Annotated in this window: 15 protein-coding genes; 11 read left to right on the top strand and 4 right to left on the bottom strand. The window is 42.1% G+C overall.

The annotated features are described in order from the left end of the window. The first annotated feature begins 6 nt into the window (after window positions 1-6). From HBHAL_RS15440 to HBHAL_RS15425, 4 genes are all read left to right on the top strand, one after another. Window positions 7-264: a hypothetical protein gene (locus HBHAL_RS15440; protein WP_041601404.1), complete on the top strand. Its 258-nt coding sequence runs from the start codon at window positions 7-9 to the stop codon at window positions 262-264. 418 nt (window positions 265-682) lie between these two features. Continuing rightward, complete coding sequence (locus tag HBHAL_RS15435; RefSeq protein WP_041601403.1) at window positions 683-1,123, top strand: hypothetical protein; 441 nt, start codon at window positions 683-685, stop codon at window positions 1,121-1,123. A gap of 176 nt (window positions 1,124-1,299) precedes the next feature. Then, entirely contained in the window at window positions 1,300-2,082 is a 783-nt protein-coding gene (locus HBHAL_RS15430; protein WP_014644390.1) for a zinc ribbon domain-containing protein, read from the top strand. A 111-nt stretch (window positions 2,083-2,193) separates the two neighbouring features. Beyond that, entirely contained in the window at window positions 2,194-3,633 is a 1,440-nt protein-coding gene (locus HBHAL_RS15425) for a TcaA NTF2-like domain-containing protein (protein ID WP_014644389.1), read from the top strand. Between the two features lie 46 nt (window positions 3,634-3,679). On the opposite strand, the gene HBHAL_RS15420 is transcribed toward HBHAL_RS15425, so the two are convergent. Next, window positions 3,680-5,092: a LysM peptidoglycan-binding domain-containing protein gene (locus HBHAL_RS15420; RefSeq protein WP_014644388.1), complete on the bottom strand. Its 1,413-nt coding sequence runs from the start codon at window positions 5,090-5,092 to the stop codon at window positions 3,680-3,682. A gap of 486 nt (window positions 5,093-5,578) precedes the next feature. Here HBHAL_RS15420 and HBHAL_RS15415 point away from each other — a divergent pair, with 486 nt between their 5' ends. Then, window positions 5,579-6,847 carry an L-lactate MFS transporter gene (locus tag HBHAL_RS15415; RefSeq protein WP_014644385.1) on the top strand — a complete coding sequence of 423 codons (1,269 nt, stop codon included), beginning with the start codon at window positions 5,579-5,581 and terminating at the stop codon, window positions 6,845-6,847. A gap of 49 nt (window positions 6,848-6,896) precedes the next feature. Here HBHAL_RS15415 and HBHAL_RS15410 read toward each other — a convergent pair whose 3' ends face one another. The 3 genes from HBHAL_RS15410 to HBHAL_RS15400 all read right to left on the bottom strand — a co-directional run bounded on the left by HBHAL_RS15410 (window position 6,897) and on the right by HBHAL_RS15400 (window position 10,677). Beyond that, a complete protein-coding gene (locus tag HBHAL_RS15410; protein WP_014644384.1) occupies window positions 6,897-8,372 on the bottom strand; it encodes an outer membrane protein assembly factor BamB family protein in 1,476 nt (491 codons plus the stop codon). Window positions 8,373-8,617: 245 nt separating this feature from the next. After that, the gene (locus HBHAL_RS15405; protein WP_014644383.1) at window positions 8,618-10,015 is read right to left on the bottom strand and encodes a hypothetical protein; all 1,398 of its coding nucleotides are present in this window, start codon (window positions 10,013-10,015) and stop codon (window positions 8,618-8,620) included. Between the two features lie 131 nt (window positions 10,016-10,146). Further along, window positions 10,147-10,677 carry a YceI family protein gene (locus HBHAL_RS15400; RefSeq protein ID WP_014644382.1) on the bottom strand — a complete coding sequence of 177 codons (531 nt, stop codon included), beginning with the start codon at window positions 10,675-10,677 and terminating at the stop codon, window positions 10,147-10,149. 286 nt (window positions 10,678-10,963) lie between these two features. Between HBHAL_RS15400 and HBHAL_RS15395 the strand changes: the two genes are divergently transcribed. The 6 genes from HBHAL_RS15395 to HBHAL_RS15370 all read left to right on the top strand — a co-directional run bounded on the left by HBHAL_RS15395 (window position 10,964) and on the right by HBHAL_RS15370 (window position 16,976). After that, window positions 10,964-11,905 (top strand): N-acetylglucosamine kinase, encoded by a 942-nt coding sequence (locus HBHAL_RS15395; protein WP_014644381.1) that lies wholly within the window; start codon window positions 10,964-10,966, stop codon window positions 11,903-11,905. 18 nt (window positions 11,906-11,923) lie between these two features. Continuing rightward, complete coding sequence (gene murQ, locus HBHAL_RS15390; protein WP_014644380.1) at window positions 11,924-12,832, top strand: N-acetylmuramic acid 6-phosphate etherase; 909 nt, start codon at window positions 11,924-11,926, stop codon at window positions 12,830-12,832. A 58-nt stretch (window positions 12,833-12,890) separates the two neighbouring features. Beyond that, on the top strand, window positions 12,891-14,261 hold the full coding sequence (locus HBHAL_RS15385; protein WP_014644379.1) for an extracellular solute-binding protein: 1,371 nt from the start codon (window positions 12,891-12,893) through the stop codon (window positions 14,259-14,261). Between the two features lie 82 nt (window positions 14,262-14,343). Then, a complete protein-coding gene (locus HBHAL_RS15380) occupies window positions 14,344-15,237 on the top strand; it encodes a carbohydrate ABC transporter permease (protein WP_014644378.1) in 894 nt (297 codons plus the stop codon). An 18-nt stretch (window positions 15,238-15,255) separates the two neighbouring features. Then, window positions 15,256-16,095, top strand: a complete 840-nt coding sequence (locus HBHAL_RS15375) for a carbohydrate ABC transporter permease (RefSeq protein ID WP_014644377.1) — start codon at window positions 15,256-15,258, stop codon at window positions 16,093-16,095. Window positions 16,096-16,109: 14 nt separating this feature from the next. Further along, a complete protein-coding gene (locus tag HBHAL_RS15370) occupies window positions 16,110-16,976 on the top strand; it encodes a MurR/RpiR family transcriptional regulator (protein WP_014644376.1) in 867 nt (288 codons plus the stop codon). Window positions 16,977-17,163 lie beyond the last annotated feature (187 nt).

Raw genomic sequence — 17,163 nt, 5'->3', positions numbered from 1 at the left:
GACGAAATGGTCCATGTAGTAGTATCCATTGTTGTAGTAGGAGCCCTGGTTGGGTCTGTAATTTTTACAATTAGAAAGAGAAAAAAGCTGGGTTATACGGATTTCAAAAGTGCCTTAACACCTATTTGTTTTTATCTGATCGCGGTAACCCAGCTTATGGCGTACTGGTTTGATTTTCTAGGCCTTATCAGTTGGGGAGTTACAATTGGCCTCTTACTCCTTGGTGCATACTTTACTAAGTATTCGATCAGAATCGAAGCATAATTGAATAGATAAGTAGATTTATGGGTTGATAGTGGACATGAGTACGGTATACTGCCGGGTTATGTCCACTTTTTTTAATGAAAAGCCAAACGTATTCACTATGATTGTTTTATGAAATAAAAGGATATTTAATCAATCAATTGTACGGGGAATAATAACTTATAAAATTGTAAAAATTTATGCAGGTAATTTGTGGCAAATGTCGAAATTGTTGAAAAGAATTTACGAATGTACCTAAAAAAATAAGTAATTAAAAAGGAGGGCAAAATGACCCGGATTTGCATAAATTGTTCTCACCCCGTAAGTAATGAAAGCCTTCTGTGGTCAATGTGGACAAACTCAGAATTGTCCCAGCTGCAAAACCCTCTTCTCAAAGCCAACTATTTATTGTCACGAATGTGGGAAGCATGTGGGGCATATGGATGAGAAGAGTGATTCTACACGCGCCAACCGTAAACCTGCTTTTATTTGGCTTATCCCATGTATCGTAATATTATGGTTGATTATCAATTCTTCTTCCTCATTGAATTCAGATGTTTTTGGTTTCTTGTCTTTGATTGAAACACCCGAAAAGACGGTAGAGGATTTCTTTACTGCTATTGAAGCTGGAGAACTATTGGAGGTTGAACAGTATCTACATCCCTCTATTCCATTGCATCCTGTTTCAAACAATGGTTTTATTCCTGAGAATGCCTCAATAGAGATATTGAACATAGAAAGTGATGTATCTGAAAATATTGCCGTATTAAATGTAATGGTAGAGATATATCCGGAACCCCTTTATGAACAAAACCCCGACTTAGTAATTGTAGAATTGGAACGTGTAGATGGAAAATGGTTGATCTATGGGTTAGAGTAACTTGTATTCGAGGACATGTATCTCTAATAAGTCCTATTTAAGTAAGAATTAAGACTAGTAGGGAGGATGTTTATATGAATGCATGATTTATGGATGAATTTTCTTAGGAAGGAGGTGTGGTTATTTAGATTAAAATTAGTACTTATTCTTATTTACAAACAGTGAAGGATGATTAGATGAAATGTACAAATTGCGGTAATGAACAAAGTTCAGGTAAGTTTTGTGGAGTGTGCGGAAGTAGTTTAAGTACCGAAGGAAATTCTAATTCCGAGGTTGCAGCTACTCATGTTAGTGGTGTAAATGAAAATGCGTCATTGTCTATGGATAAGGTTAAGCAGTTTTCTGGAGAATATGGCCAGACTTCGCTCGATTTTTTGAAGCGTCCTGTATCTGCTTTACAAGCTACTGAAGCTTCTGTTGTCCAAGGCGTGATAAGTTTGTTTCTCTATATGGTGACATTTACATTGAGTATTTACTTTTTAGTGAACACCCTCTTCAAACAAGCCAGTGGATTTTTTATGGAAAGTGAGTCTCTACCATTTTTTGCGGTGAGTTCCCGGATATTTGTAGTTTCCTTGATAGGTATTGCGATTAGTTTTGCTGTTCTATTCATTGTATCTAAATTATTGAATCTTCCTTTAAGTTTAAGAAGTGGAATAGCTCAATATGGCGGGGTTTTAATACCTTTTGTGGGCGTGAATCTGCTAGCAATTGTATTTGGCTTAAGTGGGGCTATAGTATTTACTGTAACTACATTAAGCATTTCATCCTTCTTTGCACTATTAATTGTTCCTACCCTATTTATTTATCACCATGGGATTACCAAAATGCCAGAAAAAAATATCTTTTACTGGAGTACCGGCACTAGTCTGTCTATACTAATCATCTCTTATTTAATAGTACGTGGAATGGCTGTCAACACTTTGAGAGATATAGAATCCTTCCTCAACTTCTTTTAAAAAACTATAATCACCACACTACATAATGCTGAATGGCTGTTTATTTTAAATTTCAACAATAGTAATGAACCATAAAAGAAGGATGAGTGATACTGGAAAGGAGAAATAGTTGTGAACTATTGTACTCATTGTGGAAGTCACGTTGAGAAAGGTGAACATTTTTGTACATCCTGTGGAAAAAATCAACATGAAGAAGGAGCTAGTACAAAAGAAAAACAGTCTGAAACTCAAAAGGTCCACAGGAAACCTCTGACACGAAAAACAAAAATTATTGCAACTGTTTCAGTGGCGGCGATCATTCTTTTAATTGGTACTCATATTGCCATATCATCTGCGCTTGATCCACTCAAAAATGTTCAGGCTATGGATCGTGCTTTGACAGATCGAAATGCCAAAGCGTTTTTTAACCACGTAGAAGTGGATAAGGAAGCCTTATTAGATAAAGATCAATACTTAGAATTTATTCATCAAAGTGATTGGGAGTCGCTGAGAATGCAATTAACAGATGAATTTCATTCGGAAGACTCTCAACCTTTTGATTCGACTGTAAAAGATTACAATGGAAATGATTTATTTGTAGTAAAAAGGAATACGATTGTACCTGGTTTATATCATAGCTACGAGATTGAGGCTATACCTAATAATGTAGTCGCTTCAGCAACTATGGACAAGACTACAGTTAACATGGGAGATCATACCGCAAAAGTGAAAGAAGCGGGAGAGGTTGTGGAACTAGGTAAAGCATATCCCGGGGAATACGGTATTGAGGGGTCCTCTTCTAATGATTTCGGTGAATTTAGTTATCAGGAAACTGTGTCTGTATATCCTAATGATGCAAAAGAAACGGAAGTTCTTGCTCAATTCCCTGAAGAAACGTATAGAATTGAAACCAACCATTCTGATGCTACTTTGTTTATTAATGGAAAAAGCACTAAGAAGAAACTATCTGAATATCAGGCTCTAGGGCCTTTTCCAGAAGAAGAGGTAGTGCTACATGCAGAGTGGAAAGATGAAGAAGGTAAGACTCTTCAAACAGAATCCATAAATCTGGATTCTGACATGTGGGGTTCATTAGTATTCGAGTTTGAAGAAGAGGAAGAGACGGAGAAAGAAATTCCAGTTTACGAAACCGAGACAGAATATGAAGAAGTGGAGTCTGTGGATGCTAATATGTGGACTTCAGTAGATGCTGAAGAACATGTATTGGGATTTAGAGATTCATATGAAAGTGCTTTAAATGACCGTGATTATGACCAAGTGGCCCCTTATCTCGAAGAAGGCAGTAAAGCTGAAGAAGATATTGCAGAATATATAGGGGACTTGAAAGATAAGGGTTACAACTATGAATTCACGAATAATGAAATAATAGAAGTAGAAGAAAAGAGTGATGCTGTTTTTATCATAACAACAAACGAAGAATTTATTTTCACAAACCATAAGGATGAACAGATTCATTATGATCGAATTAAAAATTATACTGTACATGTGAATGGGGATGGCTTGAAAATATCTGATATTGATATTGATGAAACCGAACGAAATGATTTATAAAATAAAGAAGAGGGGATCGAAATAAATGATCCTCTCTCTTTGTTAATCACAACTTTTTCACACGAAAATTACTTTGCAGCACAGGCCAATTTTGTGGAAAAGGACTCCCAAGAACCCAGTAACTCGCCCCCCTCAGTCCGTAAATTTTGATGGTATCATATTTCGCTTGAACACTTCGCGCATCCTCAAACCATACTTCGTGTTCCTGGCCACTGTTATCGGTATAGCGGAAGAAGGGAGATTGGTATTCTTCATTATACTGAATAGCTACTCCATAGTTTGCAGCCAGCTGCACGGCTTCAACCGGGCTTACGGTTCGGGCGAGCGTTCCTTCCACCCAGGGAATCTTCCAGTCGCGTCCATAGAGCGGCATCCCCATGAGTATTTTATCTCTAGGAATAACGGTTACGGCGTAATCAAGCACTTCTCTCACTTTGTTAATCGGTGCAATCGCCCACGGTCGCCCACCGGCCCATCCCCACTCATAGGTCATAAGAACAATGAAATCAACTATGTTAGCCTGGGTTTCATAATCATGAGCTTCGTAGAGAAGTCCCTGTTGATCAGCGCTGATTTTAGGGGCAAGGGCAGTGGAGACGAGAAAACCTTGGGGCCGCAACCTGTCAGTTAAACGGCGCAAGAAATCATTGTAATTATCCCGATCTGTTTGATACACGTATTCAAAATCAACGTTCACCCCTCTGTACCCTTTTTGGCCCATCACCTCCAGTAAATTGGTGATTAGTGTATCCTGAAGTTGGGGGCTTCTAAGAATGGTTGCGGCCAGATCGGAATCAAAGGATCCACCCGAAAAGTTAGTGAGGACGAGGAGCGGGAGTGCTCCGGTCGAAGCAGCAGCATCCAGCACAGGCCCTTCATCTCGTTCCGTTATACTTCCATCTGCCTGAATGGCGTACATAAAAAGTGACAGGTAGGTAAAGTTTCGGCCCAGCGCCCGGACTTCCTGGCTGCCGGAAACATTGAGCTTTGTTGTGTAAGCATTTACTTCGATTAAAGGGCGAGGCCGCGCAGGGATTCTTAAGGTCTGACCAGGATAAATGAGAGCGGGATTTGCGATCGAATTCACTTGCGCAAGTTGATTAACTGTAGTGCCGTATCGAGAAGCAATGCTCCATAAATTTTCACCTGGTTTCACCTCATGGGAAAAGTATGGAAAGATCAGCATCTCGCCCGCATAAATCTGGGCAGGGTTCGTAATATTATTCATTTCGGCTAGCTCTTCGATTGATACGCCGATGCGCTGAGCAATGGCATATACACTATCCCCTGGCTGCACCACATATTCACGAACCGGGTCAGGAATCACAAGGCTCTGACCAATGACGAGATTATCAGGGTTGGTCAGCTGATTGAGAAGAACAATCTGATTCATATCAGATCCATATTTTTGTGAAATTCTCCATAACGACTCTCCTTGATCAACAACATGAATTTGCATAGCCACGCTCCTTCGTTATTGTCACTATATATCATGTTATTCAAAATAGACATGTCCTAGTTTTAAGCTTTGCTTATAGTTGAGGAAACAGAAATATAGATTTTCCTGTATTAAGTTTCATAGTTTTAAAAACCAATTTGTTTTGTATTCGAAAAATTGATATTAGAAAAGAAATTCTTTTTCAGAAAAGAGGGGTCCGTACCAGGGGAGGTAGTTGCTGTTTTATTTATTATCGTATTAGCGGTGGTCGCAGATTTCTTCTGGTTTGATGTAGATCAATAACGTTGGGGCTGGATGAAGAAAAGAGCTATGTTTCTTCCTATAATTATCTCTGAAAAAATGGAGGTTCACGAGTACCTGACTCTCCCGATCCTTTACTGGTTGTAGTAAATGTAAATTATATCCTTCTATGCCAAAGTATGTTTTAAATTTCATAAGAAAGGAAAGAGGTAATAGATTCATATTTATCTCGAATGGAGGACAATTATGGCAAAACAGAAGGTGAAGAATCGATGGCTGATTGCTTTATGTGCGGTAGGGATACATATATCCATTGGCTCTGTGTACGCGTGGAGTAACTTTACAAATCCTTTAATAGAAGAATTTGGGTGGAGTTCTTCGCAAGTACAATTTACATTTAGTTTAGCTATCTTATTCTTAGGATTATCTGCTGCTTTTCTTGGCTGGTTTGTGGAAAAATATGGCCCACGCGTAGCTGGTATTACGGCTGCCATATTTTTTGGAATTGGAGTATTCGGCTCAGGATTTGCTGTTAACCTCGGATCATTGTGGGCTTTGTATTTATTTTATGGAGTACTTGGAGGCATTGGGCTCGGTGTGGGCTACATAGCACCTGTCTCTACATTGGTTAAATGGTTCCCAGACCGACGTGGACTTGCGACCGGCATGGCTATTATGGGCTTTGGTTTTGCGGCCGCAATTGCCAGTCCCGTTATGAACTGGTTAATCGGCTCAGTAGGAATTGCTATGACGTTTTATATTTTAGGAGCTTCCTATTTTGTTATTATGATTCTATCTTCTCTCTACATGTCACGTCCGCCAGAAGGATGGACGCCGGAGGGGTATGATGACTCCGAGGAAGAGGATGTAGATAAGATGGATCTTGCCTTCATTGGAGCCAAGGAAGCCTTGAAGAAGAAGCGCTTCTATTATCTATGGATCATGCTGTTTATTAATGTCACCTGTGGAATCGCTGTAATATCCGCTGCAAAACCGATTGCTGAGAATACAGTAGGAATGACTTCAGCAGCTGCCGCTTCTCTGGTAGGAATTATGGGACTTTTTAATGGCGGCGGACGAATTGCATGGGCCACAGCATCCGATTATATTGGACGTTCCACGACCTACTTGATTTTCTTTGCTCTGCAGATTGTGTTGTTCATCGTGTTACCAATGACCACATCTGTTACACTATTTGTCATTTTCTTCGGGATTATTTATACGTGTTATGGTGGAGGATTTTCAACTATTCCCGCCTTTATTGGCGACTTGTTTGGAACGAAAGAACTTGGAGCAATCCACGGCTATATTTTGACTGCCTGGGCAGCAGCTGGTTTAGTTGGCCCTACATTCGCAGCCTTCATGAGAGACACAGTAGGCAGCTATGAGAGTAGTTTAATTTATTTTGCTGGTTTATTCGTCATTGCTTTAATTGTCTCGATTTTAACGAAAGTGGATATTCGACGCTTAAAGGCGAATATAAGACATTCAGAAGATCAGAGAAAAGCTCAATAACAGAAATAAAAAAGCCGCTCTTACGATGAGAGCGGCTTTTTTAATGGCATTATTTTGGCTGAGAGTTCTTTTTTCCAGAGTTTTTACGATACCAATAGATACCTAAGAAAATGACTAGGGCTAATACGACAAGGATGATGATCAGGGTGGTGTTTGAGTTGCTGGATTCTTCAGAGCCATCGGATGAAGATGTGGAGTCCCCAGCGTTTGCCTGATCCGATGATACCTCGGTAAATTCCTCTGACTTTTCGCCAGTGTACAGTTCGGATTCACTTAGAGTTCGAATATCTTCAAGAGGGTGAATGTAAACATTTCCGTCCTGGCTTCCAGATATATAGTGCTCGTTCATAATAATCGCGCCGGCCGGGGCAAGCGTACCGCCAAGCTTCATTTGGTTAACCAATTCGCCGGATTCTGCTTCAAAAGTGAAGACGTCTCCCGCTGCGTTACCAAAATAAACATATTCGTTATAGGCAACAGGTGGGGCTTTATTGACGCCGCCTTCATACTCCCATTTCATCTCTTTAGCTTCCGTATCAAAGGCATAGAATTTTTGTGTAATCGGGCTTCCCACAAAAATGGTTCCATCCTGCAGGACAGGAGCGCCGGATTTATTGTTTTTTACATGCTCTCCTGTGCCCAGGGATTCTTTATGCGTGATTTCACCCGTTTCTTTGTCCATTTCATACAGCATATGTTCATACATATTGTCTCCCTCGGCTTTTACGAGGGCAGTGGTATAGATCGAAGTTTCACTTACGACAGGGGGCACGTCATCCAGTCCTGCCGCCACCTGGTCAAATTCCGTTTCCCATTTTCGTTCCTGATTGGCAAGATTGATGGCGTTAAAATGAAACTGCTCTGCACTTCCACCTCCGCCTACATAAAGAGTATCCCCTTCAATGACGGGAGAGGACATACTGACGATACTTCCAAGATCAAACTGCCAGTCCAGTTCCCCTGATTCACGGTTCACGCCATATAGCTGTTCATCACCTGCCGTGATATAGACGTGATCCCCATGGATGGCGGGGGTAGGCATGACTTCTCCATTCGTATCAAACTTCCATACGGTTTCTCCTGTTTCCGCATCTACAGCCAGGACTCCGCTTTCACCAGTTCCGCGGTTACCATTCTCCTGATAATAACGGTTCCCGTAGCCGACAAAAAGAACACCGTCTTTGTATATCATTTCTGAATGTACCCAGTTAGGGGCAGAAGACTTCCATAGACGCTCGCCACTTTTCACATTAAAGGCTTGCAGGCTTCCGGTATTGTGGTTTCCGATGTAGAGGGTGTCATTAACCACTACTGGAGTAGCCCTGAGCTGGTTGTCGGTGGGGTACTTTTTTCGGATGGCTTCATCTACGGATCCTCCGTGGACAGGGTTATTTGTTTTGTTTAACCGGTATTGTTCCCAGGAGTCTGGACCGAACACTGCGGCTGAAACGTTGACAGGGAGCAGAAAACTTAGCAGTAGCCCAAGTCCTGAGAGACAAATTAAATGTTTAATTTTTACTTTCAATTATGTACACATCCTCTCTTGTTTTGGTATGTATTCCCTTATATTAAAGGCTAACACTCTTTTATTACATATGCACCACTGAACAAACCATACGTGGAAAACGGTACAAACTGCGAAGGTGAAGGAGTTGATTATTTACTCCTAGTTAATGGTGATTTTCTTGATAAGGGAGCGATCAAATTAAATATGTCAGCAAATAGAAAAAGCACAACACGCTGAAGTCTCGTGTTGTGCTTCTTGAATCTTTATGCTCGACGTTTCACCATATCAATGTACAGCTGTTTGTAGGCGTGATGCTCTTCTTTCATGCCCACTTCATGATACAGTTTAGCAAGCCACTGGACTGGTCGATGGTCTTCTTCACGAAGTTCCATATCAAAACTCATACACTCAATGGCTTTTTGAGGCTGGCGGAATTCATGATAAAGTTCGCCTAACTTCATTTGCTGGTTAGGATCCTCGATTAGTTCGTTCATCAGGTCAACTTTTTTTATTACGGGTTCTGCCTGGGGATGGTGCTTGAGAGGCTCTGCCCATTTTTTGATATAAGAAACTTCATGTTCATCCAGCAGGGAACTGATCGCCCGGGTAAGAATCTCAGCTGCCTCGGGGTCGCCGCTCTCCAGCAAATGCTCGAGAAGCATTCGTAATTCCTCAGGTGTCAATTCCTCAGCTGCGTCGTCATTTTCTTTAACCATCTTCACTAATTGACCGGACTGGTGAGAGGTTAGAGTGAGTCCGCTCTGGTGGATCAGTTTTAGAATGTCCTTGAATTTTTCATTTTCGATATAAGCATGCAGTAGATCCTGCTGCAGCGTCTCAATGGCCAACCCGCGTTTATGCAAATCTTCAAGGAGGTGGAGACGGTCTAAGTCCTCGAATCGACTGTCTATCAGCGCATGCAGGGCTGCATAATCTTTTGGCTCCTGCGTATGGACAGCTTGCTGAATGGAGATCGCCAGCAAATCATTTATTCGACCTTGTTTAGTATACATATTTGATAATTTCTGAAATGACTGATCATGGTGCTTGGAAGAATACAATTTTTTCTCCATATAAATTGGATCGGAGGATAGAATGGTCTCATCATTGTTTTTGTAACGCTCATCATATCGGTTGAAATCAAGATCTCCTGAAAAAGCGTCCGCTAAACGATGATGTGGGGAGAAGTCTTTAAGGATGTGAAGAATTCGGTAACATGACAGTAATTTTCCGTCACGGCGTTCTTTGTAAAAAAGGCTTTCGATAAAGTTTGATAATTTTTCTTTATTAATAAAGGATTCGAAGTAAGTGGCAATCAAAGCCGTTTCCTGCAAACTATAATAGTTCTGGAGTTTTTTAAATAATCCATTAAAACTTCGCTTGCTGAACTGAGGCTGGGAGGAGAGGACGAAATCAATCAGCGGGTGAGGAGGTAGGAATACGATCCCTTTTTGGAAGACTTTATTCACATAAGACCGCTTGGTCAATTTCTTCGCGGAAGCATAATTCAAATACTGATCTTTATGAAAAAAAAGATAGTACGTTTCATCTTGATCATTGACGGCTTCAATAATTTTAGACTGATTGAAGATCGCCATACGCTGGACTTGCAATTGGGATTCCTGCTTGTTTTCTTTAACCGTTACAGTAGAAAAGGGCATAAATCAACCTCCTTATCGTTACTATTATCTTACCACGAAAGAGAGGGGGAAAGATAGTTGGGGCATTATGGCAGAAGAGATAAATAAAATTCCAACCCTCTCGTGCATGAGGATTGGAATTTTTACCTGTATTATTCAGATACGATAAATTCAAAGTTTCCTTCGAATTTTACATCTTTACCTAGCATAAGGCCTCCGGTTTCCATGGCAGCGTTATACGTCATGCCATACGCTTCGCGGTTGACTTTTCCGTTTACGTCGAAGCCAGCTACCGTACTTCCGTCCAAAGGACTCTTGGAAGTTCCGTTATACTCTACGTTAAATGTTTCTTCATTCGTTACCCCTTTAATCGTAAAGTCTCCGGTGATTTTGTACTCATCATCATCTACTTTTTGGATGGATTTACTTTCGAAAATCATATTCGGGTACGTTTCCGCTTCAAAGAAGTCACCTGCGCGAAGGTGATTATCACGGTCTTCATTTCCAGTATCAATGGATTGTACAGGAATGGTTGCTGTGATTTTAGCAGATTCAAGATCTGTAAAGTCACCATCCACCTCTATATTAAAATCAGTGAATTCTCCTTTAGCCTTCGAAACCATCATGTGTTTAATCTGGAAGTCGATAGCACTGTGTGCTTGGTCTAGTGTTAGTGTTGACATTTGGCATTCCTCCTTATGATTTTTATCTGCACGATTAAAGGTAACGTAGTTAATAGTTTGAAGTCAAGATATATGATTTAAGAGTATATAGCAAAGTTATTCAATGTAAACCACTGATCCAGGCGTAGTCATTTGTAATATTCCATATTGTTCCACCTCAGGTCATCCATAAAATCCCAACTATTTAAATGTCAATTAAAATTTTATGTCGAAATATTAAAAGTTTAATTGACATAAAAAATCACGAACGTTATACTAAATTCATAAAAAAGTTTGGGGGATGGCCATGAATTATGTCATTGGGATTGATGGCGGAGGTACGAAAACGACCTGTTTGTTTATGGAAGCCGGCCAAAACAAGCTCCCGGCCCAGCCGAAACGAATAATAGGAAAAGGTAGTAATCCTCATATTATTGGTTTTGAAGAAGCAGGAGCAAGACTCGTAAGTTTAATCAGACAGGGGCTTGCAAAATTTACGATCGCGCCACATCAGATTGTTGGAGTGGGATGCGGACTGGCTGGCGTTGGACGCCAGGATGATGAAGAACATATGACGGAGTTACTGAGAAAAAAATTTTACTCTCTAAATTTTTCTGAAAATTGTCATTTGTTTGTAACCTCGGACAGCATGATTGCATTGAAAGGGGCTCTTCCTGAAGAAGCTGCGAGCGGCATGCTCGTTATCGCCGGTACCGGATCCAATGCGATTGCCATGGATAAATGCGGAAAGATCATTCGCTGCGGCGGTTGGGGACACCTGATTGGCGATGAAGGCAGCGGTTATTACATATCTTTGAAAGCGCTGTCAAAAGTGTCGAAAGCTGCGGATGGTCGTGGGCAAGACACCGCGATTACTTCTTTACTTTTAAGCGATCTTCATTTGGAGCAACCAGCGCAGCTTATATCGTATTTATACGGACGTCCACATGAAAAGCACGAGATTGCGCGATTAGCCAGGCATGTAATTGCTGCTTCAGAGCAGGGAGATGAAGTAGCGATTGCTCTTTTGCAGGAGGCTGCGGAGGAACTGATCCTGCATGCAGCAAGCTTGTATCGGGAATCTTCATCGTTTACGTCAGAAACACCGGTGACGGCAGCGGGATCTATTTTTCAACATTCAGCGGTTGTAAAACAGCATTTCATTGAACAATTACATAAGCGGAGGCTGGGAACTTATTGTAAAGCTTTTGGACCGCCGGAATTCGGGGCCTGTTTACTCGCAAAGTGAAGAAAGGTGGTAAGGAATATGGAAGATTCTTTAGCTTTATTAACTACAGAGCAGCGTAATCTGCGGTCAAAACATATGGATCAAATGTCGACTGGTGAAATCCTCACGGTAATGAATAAAGAAGACCAGCGAGTTGCGGAAGCTGTGCAAACCGTACTTCCGCAAGTGGAGGAAGCGATTAAGTATATTACCACAGCTTTAAAAAAAGGAGGACGATTGTTTTACGTTGGGGCAGGAACAAGTGGGAGACTTGGAATCCTGGATGCGTCAGAATGTCCCCCTACGTTTATGGTCCCGCCGGATAAAGTCCAGGCTGTTATGGCAGGCGGAGGCGATGCGCTAGCCCGTGCGCGTGAAAATACAGAGGACAATGAGCAGCAGGGAAAAATGGATCTCAAAGATAAACAGCTCACTGACCTGGATGTGGTGGTCGGAATTACAGCAAGCGGCCGTACGCCTTATCCAATCGGAGCTTTGAAATACGCAGGGGAGAAAGGGGCTTATACGATATCGCTCTCGTGCAATCCCTTGTCGGAAATCAGTGCTTTTGCCGAAACTTCCATTGAAGTAGTGGTAGGACCAGAAGTATTAACAGGATCGACTCGGTTGAAAGCCGCTACCGCCCACAAGATGATATTGAACATGATCAGCACCACAACGATGGTTCATCTCGGAAAGGTATATGAGAATTTAATGGTCGACGTTCACGCGAGTAATCATAAGCTGCGCGAGCGGGCCAAACGGATTATTGTGGAGTGCACGCAGACATCTTATGAAAAAGCTGACCAGACCTTAGTGGAGGCAGATTTTCAAGTGAAGCCGGCTATTGTCATGCTCCAGTCAGGCGTTTCTTATGAAAAAGCACTTAACCTGCTGGATAAGAACGAGGGGCATCTGCGGCAGGCACTGAGAACACAGGATGAATGATTTGAACACCACACTGTGGGTTTCAAATAAATTTACCAAATAAAAGGGGGAGCTTGCATTGACCATTTGGCGAAAACAATCGGCCTGGTTCATGTTGGTGGCATTTTTGGTTTTAGTTTTAGCAGCGTGCGCTCCGGGAGCAGGATCGGAGGACACAAGCAGTGAAAGTGAAGGTTCTGATTCGGAAGGAAGCTCTGAATCTGGTGGAGACGGAGAAATTTCCGGGGAACTTGAAATTCAGTACTTCGTTGGAGGATATGGAGATTCATGGTGGAAGGAAGTTATCGGTGATTTTAAAGAGAAATACCCTGATGTAACCATAACGGAACATGCGGGCCCAAATATCAACGAAGAGATGCGTTCGCGCTGGGTATCCGATGATCCGCCTGATGTTGTCTATATTGATGGTGCGGGATCCAGTGAAACTCAAATGGTGGAAGATGGTCAGCTGATGAATCTGACGGATTGGATGAACGGGATCGAACTTGAAGACGGTACTCCGTTAAGTGAAAGCTTTATTGTAGATCCGGCTAAATATGATGGCGATGTTTATAGTCTGCCACTCGTTTTTGATACGTGGGGTACATGGTATGACAGTGCCTGGTTTGAGGAAAAAGGCTGGGATGTGCCGAAAGACTTCCCGGGTTTCATGGATACCATGGGACAGATTAAACAAGAAGAAGACATTGCTCCATTTGTAACCACGGGCCAGTATCCTTATTACTTCTTACGGGGCATGCTGTATCCAGCATTCGGTGCTGCAGGCGGTGACGAACTTCTAAATAAGGTCATCACAGGGGAAGAAGGCGCCTGGACCAGTGAACCAGTACTTAATGTAATGAAAAAAGTAGAACAGATGCAGAAAGAAGGCTATATTGATCCTGGATTTGGCGCTTTGAACCATACGCAGTCGCAAATGAACTTCCTGATGCACGATAACGCGTTCATTCCTGTTGGGTTCTGGCTTCCAAATGAAATGGAAAAAGATACGCCGGAAGACTTCCAGTATGGTTTTATCCCGTCTCCTATGCAGGATGAAGGGGACCCATATGCGATTGTGCCGGACTTGAGACCGCTAGCTATTGCTGAAAAAGCGGAGAACCCAGAAGCAGCCAAAGCATTTGTAGAATTTGTGTTTACGAAGGAATATGCGAAATTGTTTTCTGAGCACACCGGTGCGATTATGAACCTTCAAGGTGTGGACTTAGCATCCAGCGAAGAAGTTCCACAGTTCTTAATCGAAGCGAATAAGATGATCAACGATCCGGATCAGGTTCAAATTTATCAGAAACCACACCCGATGAGTTCAAATTTAGAAACGCCAATCAGTAACTCACTCGTTTCCCTGATGCTTGGTAATATTACAGCGGAAGAGTTTGTAGAAGAAGCTGAAAAAGCAGCCAGTGAGTATCGCAGCAATTTGGAATAAGACATAAAAGGGATGGAATGTGGAGGCTGAAGCCAATTCCACATTCCATTTTTACTACCTATCCTGAAAAGAGGTGAAAGAGATGGTTCAGTCGAAAAAGCAGCGTAATCTGTTTCTTGCTTTTTGTCTCGTACCTACGTTCATAATGTTTTCAGTATTTACTCTCTATCCATTGTTCAATGGATTGTATTACTCTTTTTTTGAGTGGTCGGGAGCATCGTCTCTCGCAGAGTTTGTCGGATTCGATAATTATAAACGGCTGTTAAACGATGATATTATCCCCTTAACTATACTTCATGACTATTTTCTTGTGGTTACGAAAGTGATTGGCATCATGATTCTAGCAACGTTTTTTGCAGTCGCGTTAACCCAAATGAAAATAAAAGAAGCCCCTTTTTACCGCATCGTCTTTTTCTTCCCGAATATTATGTCGGTGGTGGTTATCGGTATTCTGTGGATGTTCATCTACAACCCGAGTCTTGGGCTTGTGAACTCAGGCCTGGAATTTATCGGCCTTGAAAGCTGGACGCGCCCGTGGCTTGGAAGTGAAGATTGGGCACTGCCAAGTCTAGTGCTGCCTTCCGTCTGGGCGGGAATAGGATTATTCATGCTTATGCTGATGGGTGGAATTTCAAATATCTCAAAAAGCTACTATGAAGCCGCGGAAATTGATGGAGCGACGGAATGGCAGCAGTTTTGGAAAGTAACGCTTCCACTGATTTGGCCGCAGATTAAAATATCCATTTTATACATTATTATTACTACATTGAATGGGTCTTTTATTATCGTTCAAGTAATGACAAAGGGCGGTCCGAATAACTCCACACACGTGATGGGGTCATACTTATATGAACAGGCGTTTGTAAAATACAACTTTGGCTACGGGGCGACGATCGGTGTCATGATCCTGATTTTATCGTTAATCACCGTGCTGATTATGCAATTCTTTATGAGAAGAGAGAAAGTAGAATATTAACCGGCAGGAGGGGACACAGTGAAACGTAAAGGCGGATTTTTCTCACGATCTATTGTGCGCATTCCACTCATTATTTGGTCGCTCGCTGTTTTATATCCGATCGTATGGATGATTCTCGGGGCCTTTAAATCCAATGCTGAGATTTACTCCAATCCCTGGGGTATGCCTGAATCATTTAATTTCGGTAACTTCGTGGACGCATGGACCAATTATAATATCGATATCAGTGTATTTAATAGTTTAATTGTGACCGGTCTTGGGGCGTTATTGACGCTTGCTATGGCCATTCCGACTTCTTATGCTCTGGAGAGGATGAGGTTCCGGGGTAACCGGCTGTTATTTACGTTGTATATTTCAGCGATGATGATTCCGATGGTGCTCGGGTGGATTCCGTTGTTTTTCTTATTGATGCAGCTGAATCTGCTTGATAATATCTTCGGCCTCGCGATCGTTTATGCCGTGAGTCAGCTTCCTTTCAGTATTTTTGTGCTGACCAGCTTTATGGCAACGATCCCTAAATCATTGGAGGAGGCTGCATCCATTGATGGGATGAGCCCTTACGGCATTCTATGGAAAATTATCACACCACTTTCGACCACAGGGATTATTACCGTAACTATCATGAACATGATACAATTTTGGAATGAATACTTTATGGCGTTGATTTTTTTACAATCCGAAGAGAACTATACGCTGGCACTCGCCATTGATTACATTAGTAATGAGACGCAATATACCAATGCATGGGGCACGCTGTTTGCAAGTCTTGTCATTGCGATTGTTCCAGTCATTATTCTCTATGCGATCTTCCAGCGCAGGATTGTGAAAGGCATGACTGAAGGAGCTATAAAAGGATAAGCGGGGTGATATGGATGAAAAATTCTTTAACCGGCGGGCTCGTGATATTGAACGAAATGAAGGATAAGCTTCCCCCATCTGAGCGTAAAATCGCGCAGTTTATACTTGATCAGCCCCATGAGGCGATTCACTGTACGGCCAGTCAGCTGGGAGAATTAAGTTCTACCAGCAGCGCGGCGGTCATGAGATTGTGCAAGTCTCTGGGGTTAAAAGGATTACAAGAGCTCAAATTGCGCATATCCGGTGATTTACAGAAAAAGCCCGGCTCCAAATACCGGGATATTCAGCCGGGCGAGCAGCCGGACTCTATTGTAGAAAAAGTAACGAGTAACAGCATGCAGGCAATCAATGAAACGACTGAGCTGGTCGATTATCAAACTTTGGCGCGGGCGGTTGAGGTACTTAAGAACGCCCGGAGAATCCACTTCTTTGGTGTGGGGGCGTCTGGCATTGTGGCTCAGGATGCTCAGCAGAAATTCTTGAGGATGAACAAAAGTACGTCCGCCTTTACAGACCTTCACAATGCGGTCATGAATATTGCTAACGTGGATGAGCAGGACGTCGTCTTTGGGATTTCATTTTCCGGAGAAACGTATGAAACAGCTAAAGTCATGGAGATCGCGAAGGAAAAAGGGGCAAAAACGATCAGCCTGACAAGATACGGTCAGTCACCGGTGACGAATTCAGCTAATATTTCCCTGTTTATTTCCGCTTCCCGGGAGATACCAGCGCCATTCCGGAGTGGTGCGACTTCTTCCCGTCTAGCCCAGCTGCATATGATCGATATCCTGTTTGTCAACTTGGTTACGGAGCAGTACGAGCAAGCCTCCGCCTACTTTAATGAAATTACAGATGTGATGAACCAGCTGAAAGGAAAATAACTGGTTTATCCATTCATCCATTTAATTCCACCTCAGGTCATACAAAAATTCCCTATTATTCAATCTTAGTTATTGAATAATTTTCTCCCATCTGCTTACTGATTTGCAGGTGGTTTTTTGTGGTTCAGACGGGACAAAAAAGTTGTTCCGAACGCTAAAACCCCTTAACATAGAAGAAGTAAAAAAA

The organism is Halobacillus halophilus DSM 2266 (assembly GCF_000284515.1).
Taxonomy (GTDB): domain Bacteria; phylum Bacillota; class Bacilli; order Bacillales; family Halobacillaceae; genus Halobacillus; species Halobacillus halophilus.
This window is presented reverse-complemented; position numbering and strand designations above follow the sequence as displayed.